This is a genomic window from Haloferax sp. DFSO52 (assembly GCF_048158745.1).
In the GTDB taxonomy this organism is placed as follows: domain Archaea; phylum Halobacteriota; class Halobacteria; order Halobacteriales; family Haloferacaceae; genus Haloferax.
The window spans coordinates 1342286-1358063 of the sequence record NZ_JBLOPB010000001.1 but is presented as its reverse complement, the minus strand read 5'-3'; the positions used below and the strand labels follow the sequence as shown (position 1 = coordinate 1358063).

At 58.0% G+C, this 15778-nt stretch carries 17 protein-coding genes; 8 read left to right on the top strand and 9 right to left on the bottom strand.

Going from position 1 to position 15778, the window contains the following annotated elements; genetic code table 11:
- Positions 1–2: 2 nt before the first annotated feature.
- From ACK3SC_RS07070 to ACK3SC_RS07050, 5 genes are read right to left on the bottom strand one after another with little or no spacing between them, the layout of a single operon-like run.
- Positions 3–1667, bottom strand: a complete 1665-nt coding sequence (locus ACK3SC_RS07070; RefSeq protein WP_416839401.1) for a type II/IV secretion system ATPase subunit — start codon at positions 1665–1667, stop codon at positions 3–5.
- On the bottom strand, positions 1668–2411 hold the full coding sequence (locus ACK3SC_RS07065) for an ATPase domain-containing protein (RefSeq protein ID WP_416839400.1): 744 nt from the start codon (positions 2409–2411) through the stop codon (positions 1668–1670).
- A complete protein-coding gene (locus tag ACK3SC_RS07060) occupies positions 2408–2860 on the bottom strand; it encodes a flagellar protein G (RefSeq protein WP_416839399.1) in 453 nt (150 codons plus the stop codon). The genes ACK3SC_RS07065 and ACK3SC_RS07060 overlap by 4 nt, the downstream gene beginning before the upstream one ends.
- Positions 2861–3292, bottom strand: a complete 432-nt coding sequence (locus tag ACK3SC_RS07055) for a fla cluster protein FlaF (protein ID WP_416839398.1) — start codon at positions 3290–3292, stop codon at positions 2861–2863.
- Positions 3276–4703: a flagella accessory protein C gene (locus ACK3SC_RS07050; protein ID WP_416839956.1), complete on the bottom strand. Its 1428-nt coding sequence runs from the start codon at positions 4701–4703 to the stop codon at positions 3276–3278. The genes ACK3SC_RS07055 and ACK3SC_RS07050 overlap by 17 nt, the downstream gene beginning before the upstream one ends.
- A gap of 321 nt (positions 4704–5024) precedes the next feature.
- On the opposite strand from ACK3SC_RS07050, the gene ACK3SC_RS07045 reads away from it, so the two are divergent.
- Positions 5025–5765, top strand: a complete 741-nt coding sequence (locus ACK3SC_RS07045; RefSeq protein WP_151109212.1) for an RAD55 family ATPase — start codon at positions 5025–5027, stop codon at positions 5763–5765.
- Between the two features lie 205 nt (positions 5766–5970).
- On the opposite strand, the gene ACK3SC_RS07040 is transcribed toward ACK3SC_RS07045, so the two are convergent.
- The 3 genes from ACK3SC_RS07040 to ACK3SC_RS07030 all read right to left on the bottom strand — a co-directional run bounded on the left by ACK3SC_RS07040 (position 5971) and on the right by ACK3SC_RS07030 (position 7810).
- Positions 5971–6579, bottom strand: coding sequence for an archaellin/type IV pilin N-terminal domain-containing protein (locus ACK3SC_RS07040; protein ID WP_416839397.1), 609 nt, complete (start codon positions 6577–6579; stop codon positions 5971–5973).
- Positions 6580–6591: 12 nt separating this feature from the next.
- Positions 6592–7266 carry an archaellin/type IV pilin N-terminal domain-containing protein gene (locus tag ACK3SC_RS07035; RefSeq protein WP_416839396.1) on the bottom strand — a complete coding sequence of 225 codons (675 nt, stop codon included), beginning with the start codon at positions 7264–7266 and terminating at the stop codon, positions 6592–6594.
- Positions 7267–7471: 205 nt separating this feature from the next.
- Positions 7472–7810, bottom strand: coding sequence for an ArsR/SmtB family transcription factor (locus ACK3SC_RS07030; RefSeq protein WP_151109215.1), 339 nt, complete (start codon positions 7808–7810; stop codon positions 7472–7474).
- 141 nt (positions 7811–7951) lie between these two features.
- Between ACK3SC_RS07030 and ACK3SC_RS07025 the strand changes: the two genes are divergently transcribed.
- The 6 genes from ACK3SC_RS07025 to ACK3SC_RS07000 all read left to right on the top strand — a co-directional run bounded on the left by ACK3SC_RS07025 (position 7952) and on the right by ACK3SC_RS07000 (position 12834).
- On the top strand, positions 7952–8686 hold the full coding sequence (locus tag ACK3SC_RS07025; protein WP_416839395.1) for a hypothetical protein: 735 nt from the start codon (positions 7952–7954) through the stop codon (positions 8684–8686).
- A 148-nt stretch (positions 8687–8834) separates the two neighbouring features.
- Positions 8835–9203: a chemotaxis protein CheY gene (gene cheY / locus ACK3SC_RS07020; RefSeq protein WP_416839394.1), complete on the top strand. Its 369-nt coding sequence runs from the start codon at positions 8835–8837 to the stop codon at positions 9201–9203.
- Entirely contained in the window at positions 9200–10387 is a 1188-nt protein-coding gene (locus tag ACK3SC_RS07015) for a chemotaxis protein CheC (RefSeq protein WP_416839393.1), read from the top strand. Before cheY ends, ACK3SC_RS07015 begins: the two co-directional genes overlap by 4 nt.
- 21 nt (positions 10388–10408) lie before the next feature.
- A complete protein-coding gene (locus ACK3SC_RS07010; protein ID WP_416839392.1) occupies positions 10409–10918 on the top strand; it encodes a chemotaxis protein CheD in 510 nt (169 codons plus the stop codon).
- 238 nt (positions 10919–11156) lie between these two features.
- Complete coding sequence (locus ACK3SC_RS07005) at positions 11157–11657, top strand: FlaD/FlaE family flagellar protein (protein WP_416839391.1); 501 nt, start codon at positions 11157–11159, stop codon at positions 11655–11657.
- A gap of 94 nt (positions 11658–11751) precedes the next feature.
- Positions 11752–12834 (top strand): hypothetical protein, encoded by a 1083-nt coding sequence (locus tag ACK3SC_RS07000; RefSeq protein ID WP_416839390.1) that lies wholly within the window; start codon positions 11752–11754, stop codon positions 12832–12834.
- Between the two features lie 149 nt (positions 12835–12983).
- Here the strand turns inward: ACK3SC_RS07000 and ACK3SC_RS06995 are convergent, their stop codons facing one another.
- A complete protein-coding gene (locus tag ACK3SC_RS06995; RefSeq protein ID WP_416839389.1) occupies positions 12984–15080 on the bottom strand; it encodes a histidine kinase N-terminal 7TM domain-containing protein in 2097 nt (698 codons plus the stop codon).
- Positions 15081–15330: 250 nt separating this feature from the next.
- Here ACK3SC_RS06995 and ACK3SC_RS06990 point away from each other — a divergent pair, with 250 nt between their 5' ends.
- Positions 15331–15777, top strand: a complete 447-nt coding sequence (locus ACK3SC_RS06990; RefSeq protein WP_416839388.1) for a FlaD/FlaE family flagellar protein — start codon at positions 15331–15333, stop codon at positions 15775–15777.
- Position 15778: the final 1 nt, after the last annotated feature.

The window sequence follows — 15778 nt, the reverse complement described above, 5'->3', positions numbered from 1 at the left end:
GATTATACCCTCGCCATGTCGAACGGCAGTCCCTCGGTGCCGTCGCGGTAGAAGTCCTCGATGAGTTCGTTCACCTCGTGGTAGCCGAGGACGTTCTCTTGTATCGCGCGGCGGATGAGTTCTGCCCGGAACTTGATGTCGTCGTAAATCTTCCGCGTGTCGTCGTATCCGAGAAGTGTCGCGACTTTCTGCTCCATGATGAACGAGTTGTTCATCCCCTGGAAGACGATGTCGTCGTTGACGGGGTCCCAGTAGAACACCTCACGAGTGACGACCCCACCCATCTCCTTCGAGTAGCCTTCTATCTCTTGGACACTCGTGACGCGACGAAGGATGTCGTTGCCACGTTTCACTCGGTTTTGGAACAGGGCGATGTCACAGTTGGACATGAACGTCTCGGGGACGTTGATTGGATCACCCGTAAACCGCTGAATCATCGAGACGATGTCGGATGCGTGGAACGTGAGCATGACCGGGTGACCCGTCTGAGCCGCCTGGAACGCCATCCGGCCTTCTTCACCACGAACCTCCCCGACGATGATGTAGTCGGGACGAGAACGCAACGCCGCCGCAACGAGGTCGAACATGTCGACTTCGGAGTCAGAGCCGCGTCCCTCACGCGTGAGGAGTTGCTGCCACGTGTCGTGCGGTGGCAGAACCTCGGCGGTGTCTTCTGCAGTGTAAATCTTCGAGTCCTGCGGGATGAACGAGAGAATCGCGTTGAGCGTCGTCGTCTTCCCGGACGCCGTCTCGCCGACCACGAACACCGTCCGTTCGTTCTCCAGTGCAATCCAGAGATACGCCGCGAGTTCGGGCGAGAGCGTTCCCCACTTTGCAATCTGGAGGACCGAAAGCGGCACGTCGTCACCCTGACGAATCGTCAGTGACGACCCCTTCAGCGACACGTCGTCGGAGTAGATGATGTTGATACGCGACCCGTCTGGGAGCGTCGAGTCGACGATGGGATGGGCGTCGGAGACGGGGTCACCGATACGCTCACCCATGTTGCGAAGCCAGTTGTCGAACTGCTCGGTGCTATCGAACTCGACGCTCGTCTCGAGCAGTCCGAAGGTCCCGTGGTCGACGTCGACCTGCCGGGGGCCGATAACGTGAATGTCCTCGTTCTCCGGGTCGCGCATGATGGGTTCGAGCGGCCCGAGACCGACGATGTCACGAATGAGTCGGTACTCTATTTTGTCGTAGGTCACTTGCGAGACTTCGACACCGGCGACGTCGAGACGTTTGGCCACCGTTTCGAGCGGTCCGTGGTCTTCGCCCTCGACGCGGACGATTTCGTCGAGGAGTTCCTGAATGCGTTCTTCGTAGTCGGCGCTCTCTTCGGGTGCCGGTTTCGAGACACTGCGTTCGAGCAGTTTGTCTTTGACCCGCGCGAACACGTCGAGTTCGTCGTCGTCCATCTCCGGTTCGATGACGTAGTATTTGGTCGTCTCACCGAAGTTGCCGTATATCTGGCAGAACACGGGGCCACCGAGGTGGTAGAGAATGTTCGGGCGTCGCGACTCGTAGTCACCCGGGTCTTCGACGAGCATCGGAAACTCACCCGTAATCTGGCGGAATCGTTTGAGGTGGTCACGCAGATGTGGCCACTTCATCGCGAGCCGCTTGAGGTCGTCGGAGAGTCTGGCAGAGCCGTGTTCGGTCGCCATCTAGGCCACGCTCCTCGACTCGATGACGAGACCGATTCCCGACCGAACCGAAAAGCCGACGCGGTCACCCACCTGTTGGCCCATTCCCGCGAACCGTTTGACGAAGATGTTTCGGCGAACGTCGTTTCCGACCTCTACCATCTCGAGTTCCAAGTAGACGTCAGCGATAGAGCGGAACGGGCCGATAGAGCCTTCGTCGACCGACGATGGGTCGACGGTGAGGATGATCGTCTTGCCCTTCGTCGTCAACTCACGGAAGAAGGAGATGATTTCGAGGGCGGCCTGTCGCTCATCGTTCTGCCGAACCAGTGCTTCGAACTGCGGGTCGTTGCGGAGGATGGCATCGAACGTGTCGATGATGATGACGTCTGCGTCCCAGAGCGTCTCTGCGTCCATCAACCGTCTGAGGAGCTGTTTGCGCTCCTTTTGGCCGCCAGAGAGTGCACCACTGCTGTCGATTTCGGCCTGTAAGAACAGGATTTCCTCGTTCAACAGGTGCTTGACGACGTCGTACGACAGCGAGTGCATCTGGTCGAGAAAGCCACGGACGCCCAACTCTGTCGAGACGAGCGTCGTCACGGTCTCTTCCTGGCAAAAGCCGTAGCTGAATCGCTGCGATAGCACACTCTTTCCGGCACCGTAGTCGCCTTCTATCAGGACGATAGCGCCCTTCGGCATGCCACCACCCAGTTCCTTTTCGAGACGGTCGTGTCCCGATAATCCGAGAGAGAATTGATTGCTCATGGTACGTAGAATTCGAACACCTCTTCGTCGCCATCGACGACGACGTTCAGTCGGTGGTCCGTCGAGGTCGAGAGGGTGAGATTGCTTACTTCCAGTTCGACGACGTTGCTCGGTCGCCACTCCGTGCCGTCGACGACGCTCACGTTCACGTCGGTCTGGTACTGTGCATCGACGATGACATCGAACCCACCACTCGTCGCCGGGAGCGTCCGCAACCCGGTGTTTTTGACGTACACCGTCAGGTTGTCGTTGCCCGTGTCGTACACCCCTGCCTCGGCGTCGCTGATGACTTCGATATCGGTGCGAATCTCCGTGCTCACGTCGCCGCCGCGTTCGTCGAGTGAACTGCTGATTCCGGTGACCGTGTCGATGAGGACACCAGAGACGCCCGCCGCGACGACGATACTGGCGATGAACAAGATGAGACTCGGGACGGAGATATCTGCCATCTAGCTCACGACCCCCGTGGCGGCGACGCCGGTTCCGGTGACGATTTTGACGCGTCCCGGTTGCGTCCCGTTACGCACTTCGATGGTGAGATTCCCACCAGAATGCCACAGGTTCGTCGCCTGACTGCCTTCGACTGACGTTGTCTCGGGCGTGGCGTACTCGTTGTCGACGAGAACGGTCGTCTCGTCGACCGCCAGCGTCTGCGCACCCGTGTTCGTGACGTTCACGACGAGCGTCGTGTTCCCCGAGTAGTACGTCGCATTCGCGACGCTAATCTCGGTGTTCTTTCGTTCGAGAGCGAGTTCCGAGTCGGCGTCTTGGGCTTCTAACACGTTTTCAGTCGCGTTAGACGTCGCTGTGTACAGCGTCCCCGTTGCGATGAGGACGCCGAGGAAGATGAGCGCAGTCGAGCCACTAACACCGAAGCCCATCGATTTCCCCTCCGTAAGCGACGAGTTCTTCGAGCAGTCGTCTCTCGGGAGCATCCGCAGAAAGCCGGCAGACGTAGGCGAGACTCTCTTGATGGTCGTCGATGTGCAGTTCGGTGTCGCTGTCGTCGTCGATGGCAGCAGCAACCTGTCCGACGTGTGCGTTCAGTTCGTTCTGGACGTGACGCGAAATCCATCCCTGCTCGCGGTACTGCCGGAGGGCCCGCGAGGCACCGCGTGCGCCGCCGACCACGACGAGGTGTTCGACCCATTCGAGGACGAGCACTTCGGCGACGTAACTGGCGGGCAACTGTGCGAGGTAGGCGTCGGAGTCGACCACGTCGGTCGTGTATGCGGTCGATTCCGGCCTGGATTGCGTCGATTCGACGGGGGTGGCCTGTTCGTCGGCATCGACAGTCTCGTCGACACCGGCAGTCTCGTCCTCGTCTTCGTCTGCGTTCGCACCCAGTTCGTCTTTGGCCATCTTCGCGGAGGCGTACTCTGCTTCTAACTCGTCGAGCGCTTTCTCGATGTCGTCAGACTCGTCCGCAGGTTCGGCCACCGCTTCGCCGTCGGTGTCGTCGGTGTCGACGGCCACGTCGGTGTCGTCTGTGATATCGTCGTCCGAAGACGCAGGGTCGAGTTCGTCTGCTTCTAACTCGTCGAGCGAATCGTCGGCACCTTCCACCTCGTCTTCTTCGTCGTCCCACCCACCGGATTCGTCGTACTCCTGTTTGAGCTGGTCGAAGCTCGCGCCACCGGCGCTCTCGGTTTCGGGTTCGTCGGATTCGTCCCCGAGTCCGCTGTCCAGCCCCTCTGCCGGGCTCTCACGCTCTGCTTCGACGAGTTCGTCTTCGGCGGCGAGTTCGGCTTCCTGTTCGCCAGTTTCGGCGTCGAGTTCTCCGAAGTCGTCGTCGAAGAACGTCTCTGCGTCGGCGCTGGCGACTTCCGGGTCGAGATGCTCTTCGTCTTCTGCTTCTGCTTCGAAGAGTCCGAAGGACCCACCGCCGTCGAGGCCACCCATCTCGCGGGCGTCGTCGACGAACGGGTTGATACCGCGGGTGACCATCTCGTAGATGTCGAGCAGTTTCCGAATCGTATCTTCGAGTTCTTCGACAGTTCCACCGATCTGCTTGTTCTCTTCTCGGACGGTGTTCATCCCCGACGAGATGGCGCTCACTTCGTTCTCGAGTTCTCCGACTCGGTCCTCGAGCTCTGCGAGTTCCTCGTTGCTACCGTCGTCGAATCCGCTGAAATCGTCGTCGAATCCGTCGTCGAGGTCGTCGCCGAAGTCACCAAACTCGTCGGAGAGATCGTCTACTCCCTCCTCGAATCCAAGTCCATCGTCTGATGACATATGTTGTGTTTCCGTGTCAGCTTCGTCCCCGGCGTCGGCCGTCTCAGTGTCGTTCATCCAGTCCATCATGCTCGACGTGAGCACCTCCGTACTGTACAGACCGGTGTCAGTTCGAGCGGTTGCCTGTCTCCCTCGTGGTCGTCGGACCGGCCGGGGAGGTCCAACAGACCCGAGGGAGCAGGTAACATTACTGCAATGTACGTAAGTCGATACAAGAAAGTACGCGTCCCGTTATCAGACGCGATAGTCACGTCGAAGAGAATTTTACCTTGTGTTGGACCTAATAAAAGTCTGACGTGGCCGTAGCGTCGGTAAGAAGAATTATCCGGCGGGGGAACCGATGAGCGTTCGACAGACAACACTCGTCGCACACAAATTATGACAGAACTAGTCAAGACCGGTGTCGAAGGACTCGATTCCATCCTGAACGGCGGTATCGTAAAGGACGCCGCAGTGCTCATCAGCGGTAACCCAGGGACAGGGAAGAGTATCCTCGGGTTACAGTACCTCTACAACGGCGTCGACCAGTTCGACGAAGGTGGATTGTATCTCACGTTCGAGGAGGCCGAAGACGACATTCGGGAGGCAGCGGAGTCGATTGGGTTCGACCGCTGGCACGAGTACGTCGAATCCGGCAAAATCAAAGTCTACGACAAACGCACACTCCTCCGCGACGGCGACTTCTCTTCGACCCTCGACCGCATCCTCGACGACTTACAAGATACGAACTACGACCGGCTCGTCCTCGACTCGCTGACGATGTTCCAGCTCTTCTTCGACGACGAGAAGGAGCAACGACAGTATCTCCTGAAGTTCATCGACATCCTGAAAGACAGTGGCCTCACGTCGCTGTTGACGACAGAACAGTCTGCAATCTTCCCCGAGACAGACATCGGTCTCGAGAACTTCCTCACCGACGGGAACATCTATCTCATCCAGAGCCCTGCCGGCGCGACGAGCAACCGGTACATCTGGGTCGCCAAGATGCGCAAACAGAGCATCAAGAACTCCATGTTCCCACTGGAAATCGAGCAGGGAGGCATCAAAATTTACGAGCAAGCAGCAGGCTTCTCGATGGTCGGCGAGTCGCCGCCGTGGTTCGGCGAAGAGACAGAGTAACGGCGCAGGTTCCGTTTCCGTTTTGCTTCTATTCGAGAGTCATCGGTGTGCTCACGTCGCCGACGGGGACTATACCAGCGCCGTCGGGAAACTGGTGCGTCACGACGCCGAGCCACATCGGATTCGAGTGACTCGAGTCGAGCGGAGACGGAGTGCTGCCGCTCAGTGGGATGTGAGATAAAGTGAAAACCGCTTGGAGCCGAGGTTAGAGTTCGACCGGTTCGCCCTGAGACTTGCCAGCGAGTTGCTGCGGCATCGTCAGGATGACTTGCGTCGTACCACCGGTACGGCTCGTGATTTCGAGGTTCACGGTCTCGCCCGTCGAGAGGCCGCCAGTTCCGGACTCGATTGCGGAGCTGTTGATTTTTACCTCGTATCGGTCGTTCATGCTGTTGAGCACACCGAACGATTGGTCGTCGTCGGTGACTTCGGTGAGATTGAACGTGGTGGCCGTTGGGAACGTTTCCGCGGCCGTGCTGTTCGTCAACGTCGTCACCTCGGTTTCACTGAGGTACTTTATCGACGTCTCGTTCATGTCCACTGCGTCCGAACCTGCCGCGAGACGGACAGTCATCGTGATGTTGGCGATGTCTTCGCTGCCGCCCACAGTTCCGTGCGTGTTCAGCACTTCGACACGGTTCGTCACCTTGTTCACACTCTGTTGACCTGCGTCTTCAGCCGTCGCTTGCAGGAATCCTGCCGTGTTCACGAGGACACCCGCCGCGATTGCGGCGACGAGAACCATCGCGATGAAGACGATGAGCGTACCGATACCGACCTGACCGCGATCTTCTTCGTTGAATATTTCGAACATTTGTATCACTCCTTAGAGGGCCACCGGGTTGTCGTCAGACTTGCCAGCGAGTTGCTGCGGCATCGTCAGGATGACCTGTGTCGAACCCCCCGAACGACTCGTGATTTCGAGTTTCACCGATTCGCCGGTCGAGATACCTGCACCGTTCTCTTCGACCACCGACGCGTTGATGATGATCTCGTAGCGGTCTGCCTGGTTGTTCAGAACAGGGAACGAGGTGTCGCTCCCGTCTTCGAGTTTGTGCGCAGTGAACTCGGTGTTGTTGAGACCCTGATCAAGTCCACTTTCGTTGAATTCGGAGACACTGCGAAGCGTGTCACCGGTCGCGTCAGTCGTCTCGTTCTTGTAGACTAGGTTCCGCGCCGTCTCGTCACTCAGGTACTTGATGGACGTGTCCTCTAACGAGACACTGCCGGAACCTGCTGCGAGTCGAACAGTGAGGTTGATGCTGTCGACCGCGAGACCGCTCGAACTGTCGTTGACCATCCCGTGGACACTGACGACGTCGAGTCGGTTCGTGACCTTGTCTACACTTTCCTGTCCTGCGTCCTGTGCTGTGGCTTGCAAGAAGCCAGCCGTGTTCACGAGGACACCCGCCGCGATTGCGGCGACCAAAACCATCGCGATGAAGACGATGAGGGTCCCGATACCGACCTGACCCCGGTCTTCAGTAATGTTATCGAACATGGGTTGTCGTGGATCCCCACTCTGGCGAGCGGAGTCCTTCGAGCAACCACTTGAACAGGATGTACATAACGCTACGGCCCTCAATATCAGAGTTGATATCGGAGAACAGTAGTGGTATTCTACAGAATTCTTTGCATGCCTATGCGCGCGTTAGAGAGCAAAACTAGTCAAATAATGGATATGAAGGGAGTCGAAGTCGAGCGCGTTAGTCCTGTGCGATCTTTCGCCAGACGTCGTCGAGTTTGTTCTTGACCTCAGGTCGTTCTGTCACACTCACTGTGTAGTCGTCCCGGTCGAATCGAACGACGATTTCGTCGACTTCTCTCCGGTAGACGTTCGTTCTGCGATGTTCATCAGAGAGAACCCGGTCGTGAAGTTCGAGAAGTCCGGCTGCCGTCAGTTCCTCAATTCGGCGATAACAGGTTGCGATGGGAATATCCAACATCTCGCTGAACTCCTGTGCAGAGTGCGGTTCGTCCGCCGCACGAAGGATATCGGGATTGTATTCATTTCCCAGCGCTGAGAGGGTCCTGTCAGACTCCATAGATGGAAAACAATCGGTACGCGCGGCTTGTTAATATGTTGGTTGTCGAATTGGCACATTCTCAATTGTAGTATTGGACTCGAGATTTCAGTTCTCAGTTCCGACGATGGAATTATATACCGCCACTTCGAGCATCCGCCGATGGACGACGACGAGCGTCCAACCAGCAGACGACGAGAGCAGGGCGTAATCAACACCGACGAACTCGACATCAGTCACGACGAGCGTGTCGCCCGAATCGACTCGGGGAGATACGTCATCACCACTGGGAACACGCCTCCTCGCGTCGACACAACGGAAGCCGAAACCGATGCAGGTGGGCCCAACGAAGCGGGGTCAAACGAAGAAGGGGTAGACGCTGAGGCTTCCGTGGCTGAGGTGTCCGGAGCTAAGAAATCCGGCGCTGACAAATCCGACACAGCGGACCACACGAGCCAGGAGGACAGCGAGGCCAACGGCGACCAGTCGAACACCAGGCGAGAAGTCGTCCTCCCTCGAAATCCGCGAAAACGTGCGATAATCGCCCGTCGACTCCTGACCGAACGCGTCGGGGCGATCCAAGCAGACCACGCAGTGGTCGCGACCGCGCTCGTCGATGGGAACGTCGAGAAACACGAGTCTGTCTCGAACGACGTTACCGACGTCTTTCACTCACTCGTCAGTTGGTACGCAGACGCGATTGGAAGTGGTGAGACTCCGACCGACGAAGTACTCGGAATCTTACTCTTGGCCTCAGAAGTACAGGTCACGTATCCGGGGCGTGCTGTCGAGGCACTCGCTGCTGCACATGGGTTGGGACGCGACGACTCGATTGGCAATCTACTGGATGCCGTCGAAGAGTCCGGGGCGTCCTTTCCCCCGCGTACGAAGCGATAGCTCGCACGCTCTTTTTGGGGTGTCAATTTCTCGTTCTCGGTTTCGTGTTCCGGAGTCGTGAGGGTAGCGTCGTGGAGGCAGACACCCCGTATCAGGCTTGATAATGGGGTGGAAGGGTTTATGGTCTGATTTTTGGAAAATTCGATGTATGGCAAACAAGGTACTGGTCGTGGACGACTCTGCGTTCATGCGGAACCTCCTCAAACAACTCTTAGAGGGTGAACACGAAGTCGTCGGCGAGGCCGAAAACGGCGTCGAGGCGGTCGAACTCTACCGCGAGCTCGACCCTGATGTCGTCACGATGGACGTCGTGATGCCAATTCGAAACGGCATCGAAGCGACGTCCGAAATCAAGTCAGCAGACCCCGGTGCGTCGGTCATCATGTGCACGTCGGTGGGACAAGAAGAAAAGATGCGTGAAGCAGTCGAGGCGGGGGCAGACGGATACATTACGAAACCGTTCCAGAAACCAAACGTTCTCCAGGCGATCGCAGACGTCATTCAGGCAGAGGCATGAATCTCGACGTACGGTCGCTCCGAACGTTTAGCCGTCTTGCCCACTCGGGCGCGGAGAAGGCAGCAGGGTCGTTGACCACGCTGGCAGGTATCGACACGTACGTCAACGTCACCAAGGTAGAACTCGGTACGAAAGCCGACGTCGTACGCGAGTTTTCAGAACGCGAACTGGTGAGCGTCAACATCGGATTCAGCGGCGGTTTGGACGGACGAACCATACTGGCGTTCTCGCCGACATCGGCAGATCGCATCGTCGAAACACTCGTTCCTGAACTCGATGGGAGCGACGCTACCAACGAACTCGCCACGAGCAGTCTGAAGGAAGTCGCGAACATCATGCTCGGCGGATTCATCGACGGATGGGCGAACTATCTCGACACCTCCATCGACATCACGACGCCGACGTACGTGGACGAAGACGCCGGTGACCCACTTGCAGACGTCAACGTCGACGGGTTCGAACCCAACGCAGAAACCGAGCAAATCCTGGTGTTTCGAAACCAACTCGAAACGGCCGCCGATGCAGTCGGGTTCGACCTCTATATGATTCCGTCACCGGACTCTATCCAGACGATCATCGAAGCCAGCGGTGACGATGGCGCACTTCCTGTCGAGTCGTTCGCTTCGTTCTCAGAGATGATTAGCGACGGTGCCTCGCAGGCGTCGGACGATATCTCTGCGATGACTGGCATCGATACCGACGTCGAAGTGAGCCGATTGAGCTTCGTCCCCATAGAGGGTGTCCCGATGTCGCTGACAGACGCCGTTCGCCGTGGTGTCGTGTTGGAGTTTTCCGGAACCCCAAGTGGCTACATCGCTATCCTCTTCGACGAACCCTCCGCCGAGAATATCGCGAGTTCACTCCTTCCGGGCATGGAAGACGACGAGGCGATGCGACAGAGTGCAATTCAGGAGATCGGGAACATCGTCACGTCGGGATTCCTCGATGGCTGGGCGAACGCGCTCGAGACGACGATCGAGATCTCCCCACCGAAACACGTCCACGACATCGGGTCCGCAATCGTCGACCCGCTTGCGACCGACCTCGCACAGTCCCAAGAGTACGCGTTCCTTATCGATTCGACCATCCGGACGAACGACGACGAGTTCACGTGCGATATCTACGCCCTCCCGGACCAGAGTGAGCTACGAAAGGCACTCGAGCAACTAGCACCCGCCGCATAATCCTGTCTCGGAGAGACTAGTATGCAAGTTTACACCTCGGACACACCCACACCAACGTCAGGACGAATCAAAGTCGGCATCGCCGAATTTGCTGTCGATAGCGACGGGAACACCTTGACGACGAGTGGGCTTGGTTCGTGTATCGGTGTCGCGCTCTACGACCCTGTCTCGAACGTCTCGGGCCTCGCACACGCCATGCTTCCGACCGCAAACGAAGGCGGGCGGACTGCGAAGTTCGCGGATACAGCTATCGAATCGTTACTGTCAGCGATGCAAGCCGCCGGTGCCAACCCCAACCGAGTCGTTGCGAAACTCGCCGGAGGAAGCAATATGTTCGATTTTACGTCTGCAACCGACGGGACGAGTATCGGTGAACGAAACGTCGACTCCGCTCGGGAGACCCTCGATCGTCTGGGTATCGATGTCGTCGCAGCAGACGTTGGTGGTGAGCACGGCCGTTCCCTAGAGTTCGATTCTGAGAACGGAGACCTGCGTGTACGAAGTGCACACACTGGCGACCAGACACTGTAACCACTGGCGACCAGACACTGTAACCGCCACTACTTTTCTCAGCACCCACTGTCGAACACGTTCTCGCGGACCCTAATTATCAGGATTGATTCTAAATCGGGTAGATTTATGATACCTCCTTCGAGTGTTTTCACCGAAACGGTGCGATACTCGCGTGTGACATCTCGATAGCGCTCTGCGCTACCAACCCAAGTCGGGGGACTTGGGGGAGTCGTGCCGTCCCGAAACGAGGAGACCAATGTACCTGGACCCGGACGATTACGACCCCGACGAAATCCGACGCATCGCACGAGACGCACCGAACCAGCGCCGGAACGGAGACTCTCGGCTCGACGACCGGAGCCCGTTCCGCTTCAACAACCCGTTGTTCGACCGGAGTGCGCAACCCGCGTCGGAAGCGCTTCGCTCGAGCCAACTCGAACACCTGCTGGTTCACCAGTCTCGCGACGAAGACGAGACCATCGCCAAGCCGTATCTCCGGGGACTCCCCGACAAGTACGGTGCAGAACGTGTCGTCTTCGATTGGCTGGAATTTCTCGTCCTCAAAGGTGGATTCAAACGAGCGATGGATGCGCTCGAGTATTACAAGACCGTCGGATGGCTCACTGCCAACGTCGAAGAGACGCTCCGGGACTACTTGCTCGGCTTCTCTGCTGAGGTCGATGACCCGACAGACCTCGACGTAGACGACCATCTACTGAGTCTCGTCTACGTCGCTCGACTCTCGTCGATGGTGTAACCCCGACGACGAACCCACGTACCGGTCTCTCCTCAGTTCAACGACGTGTATACACATGACTCACCGCTTCACCGCTCATTACAGGTGGTAACGAATGACAGACATAGCGACTGACTCGGACGTGTCGAACGACGACAGTACCCCGACTCCAATCGGTGTCAAACTCGGGAGCGATCGCACTGTCGTCGTCTATCGTGACACCGATGGTCGACGAAAGACGGTCCATCGCCGCACACGCCACACGAGTTCCGAGGACACTGTGAACAGCGACGCGCCCGCACCCACACTTCTCGGGCAGATGGCCGCTCAACAGCAGCAAGAGCACCCAAGCAACGCGGAATACCTCCTTCACTCGGGGCTTCCAGCGGACGCTCGCCGTGCAAAGCTGACTGAACAGTTCTTCGAGAACCTGTGTCTGGAACACGAGTTGCCAGAAGACAGTGCCGTCGTCTACGCCATCCCGATGGTCACGGACGAGTGCGGCCTCGCCAACCTCGCTACCATCGTCGAACAGAGTCCTGTCGGCTGCGCATTCAGTCGTGGGTTTCCCGAAACACTCTGTGGGGCAATCCCCGCCCTCGGAGACGGTGTGCGTGCAGTCGACCACCAATTCATCGCACTCAATCTCGGTGCGACGACGCTCGAAGCCTGTGCGTACCGACGCGGTGAGCGACTCTCACCAGTGTCGTCTCCCGCAGCGACGGGCCGCGACGTCGACGAAGCCATCGCCGAAGCGATTGCAGACGAGACTGACGGGTCGGTGTCGGTCCACAGTGAAACTGCGAGACGATACAAAGAGACGCATGCTGATTTCAGTTCGTTCGAACCCTTTTCAGTGACTCTCGAGCGACCCGACGGACGCACCGACGAGTTCACCGTCGAACACGGGGTGACGGGTCCGCTCGACGCCTATCTCGACGATGTCGTCGCGGAACTCACGACGCGGTTCTTCGCTCGGTTGGCGAACGAACAGATGACCGTGTATCAACTCGCGCTCACCCGGCCACTCGTCGTGACCGGCGGGATGGCGTGTATTCCGGGACTGGCGACCGAGTTAGCAGCGCGACTCGGTGACGAACTCGGTCGTGACCTCACTGTCGTCACCGCCGACAACCCCGACGTGGCGGCCGCCGAGGGAGCGTACCGTCTTGCAGAGCGTCTCGTAGCTACCGATTGAACCGCAGTTGCAGCAGTGTCGCGATTTGAACAGTGGGTTTGGGTTCCGCTCGTTGGTTTCTCTGGTTGATAGCCGTCAGTAGGTACACAGAACTGGTTGGTCGGTAGCCGAAGCAAACGCAGCACCCGAAGCAAACGCTCTCTCCGTACTTAGTCGGTCTGAGATTCCGCTGGAGCGTGTTGCGTACTGGACGCCGCTTTGTCCGAGTGCTGGAGTCTGACGATTGCGGTCGTTCCTCTCGGCTCGTTGTCGACGAACCGTACGTGGCCGCTCGAGCGGTCGATTATCCAGTGAACCAGCCAGAGTCCGAGGCCGCTGATGTGTTGGAGCGGTGTCTCGGTTCCCGATTCGAGGACAGCGAGTTCTGCAGCTGGAATCCCTGGTCCGTTGTCTGAGACGCGCATCTCGACGAAGTCGTCTGAGACCGGTGAGTGGTCTATCGTGACGCTTACCTGGGGAACGATTCTGTCGTTGTGTTCGAGTGCGTTGTCGACGAGGTTCTTGAGTGCAGATTCGATGAGCTCGTCGGCGAGAACCCACTGTTCGTCTGGCAGGTCTCGGGTGATAATCGCTCTCGGATAGTTCGTTTCGATGTCGTCGAGCTGCTGTTCGACTCGCCCGACGATTTCGACCGGCGAGAGGTCGCACAACTCGTGTCCGAGTGTCGTGTCTATCTGTCGTGTCTGTTCTCCGAGTTCGACCAACGACCGTGCTTTTTGCTTGATGGTCTTCGCATGTTCTTTCGTCTCCACAGGGATTTGGTGGTCCAGAAGCAGGTCTGCGTGTCCGAGGATGACGTTCATGTCGTTGCGAAGGTCGTGACGAAGCACGCGGTTGAGCACCCGAAGTCGTTGTTCGTAACGGTAGCGACTGGTCACATCACGGGAGTTCAACACGACCCCCTCGATAACAGCGTCGTCGAGAAGGTTGACACCGACCGTCTCGAACCACCGCCACGTTCCGTTGTCGTGGCGGACTCGATATTCGGTGCGAACCAGTTCGTCACCGTCGATGACGTCCGTCAACTGCTCGCCGATTCGGTATCTGTCGTCTGGGTGGACGAGCGTGAGGACGGCCGTCCCGACGAGGTCGTCTTGAGAGCGGCCAAGTACGTCCACCGTCGACGGACTCGTGTACGTGCAGACGCCACTCTCGTCGAGTATCGTGATGACGTCCCGCGAGTTCTCGATGAGTGCTCGGAACTCTTCTTCGGTCTGTCGGCGCTCGGTCACGTCGTGGAACACGAGGAGTTTCGCGCGGTTCTCTGTCTGTTCGGCGATGGGACCGCACCGGACTTCGAAGTATCGTCGAGTCGAGTCAGTTTCGAGAGTCGTCTCCGCACGGTCGGCTCCTGCGAGTACTGCTTGCACCTCCGACGGTCGTCGCACGACTTCGAGAACCGGTTGCCCGATACACTCGGCGGTTGCCTGTTCGAGAATGTCTTCGGCCGCACCGTTTGCTTCGACGATTCGGTCGTGATTGTCTAACACGACGACGGCGTCCCGCATCTCCGAGAGGATTGCGTCGCGTGCCACCGGTGTGATATCGAAGAGTCGGTGTCTGAGGAGTGCCCAGAGGATGACTGCCGAACTGACGCCAAGCGAGGCAGGCGTCGGGTCGATGGGTATCGTCGGTTGTAAAAACAGTGTCGTCGCGAACGAGAGACTCGGAATCCCACCCATCACCGTGAGGAGCAACGCTTGCTGTCTGTGGACACCGCTACTGTTGAGTGCCGTCTTTGCGAGGATGCTCAACGCAGCGACAGTGATACCAACCGTGTAGACGATGTGCAGACCAAGCAGTGGACTGGTGGTGCCAGTAAGACTCATCGAAATATCGCCCAACAACACGGCGGGGTCGGCGAAGAGCCCGTGATACTGATTCGTCAGGCCGAGTGCGAAGGCGACTGTCGGTTCGACAGCGACGATTGCGATCGCCTGTCGGGTGATGTGGTGTCCCTCTCCGGCGTAGACGAGTGTGAAGACGAGCCAGATACTCGGCACCAACACCGCCCCAAACCACGCAAGCCGAGTCGAGACTACTACCGAACTGGGGTCTGTCGTAAGCAGCGAAAATCCGTACGCAGTCGCCCAGATAGCGCCGGATAGCGAAAGAAATGCGAATGGTAATCGAACGCGGCGAGAGTAGAGTCTGAACCGAATCAGGACGACGATGGCGACGATGCCCGACAGTATACCAGCGGCGAACAGCGTGTAGATGTACGGCAACTGAACTGGCTCGGTCATGGTGTGATGTGCATTTGTCCCTCTCTCACGTTCGATTATCTCCGATGGATATCACATCGGCTGGACAGTACACGTGTCACGACTCTGTTTGATAAACCGTTCCCCCTGATTTTCAGCATTGATACTTCTCGACTATTCCTCCTTGTTCCATCAACGAGAGACCGCTCACTCGCCGAGAACTGAGACGACCTGTCTCTGGGAGGACATCCGCCAGAACGCTTAATCCCGAAGGATACAGACCAACCAGTAGATGCCAGTCGCCCCGGAACATCACGAACAGTCGAGAGTTCACCATGCTGTCGATAGCGGGAGCGACGAGTCGTTCGAATGGGTCGACGAACCAGTGAATCAGTCGTGGCGCAAGACTGCGTACGAGCGACTCATCGTGACGACGGCGATGGTCACCTCCGACGGAGATGCGTATCTCGAATCGGTGCCTCGGACACCCGGGTCAGAACAGATACTCCTCAAATGGTGTGTCCACCTCGTCGAGCGACTCGGTGGACGCGGTGCGCTCCTCATGGTTTCGTACTACCGCGATATTGGATGGATCGGCGACGACCTACACGACGCAGTTCACGAGCGAATCGTATCGTTTTCGGCACCCTCGGAGTTCGAAGAAATCCCGACAGAAGAAGACCACCTCCGGAGTTTTTCGTACATCGCCCAGCTCGCGTCGTTAGCAGAAGACGACTAAC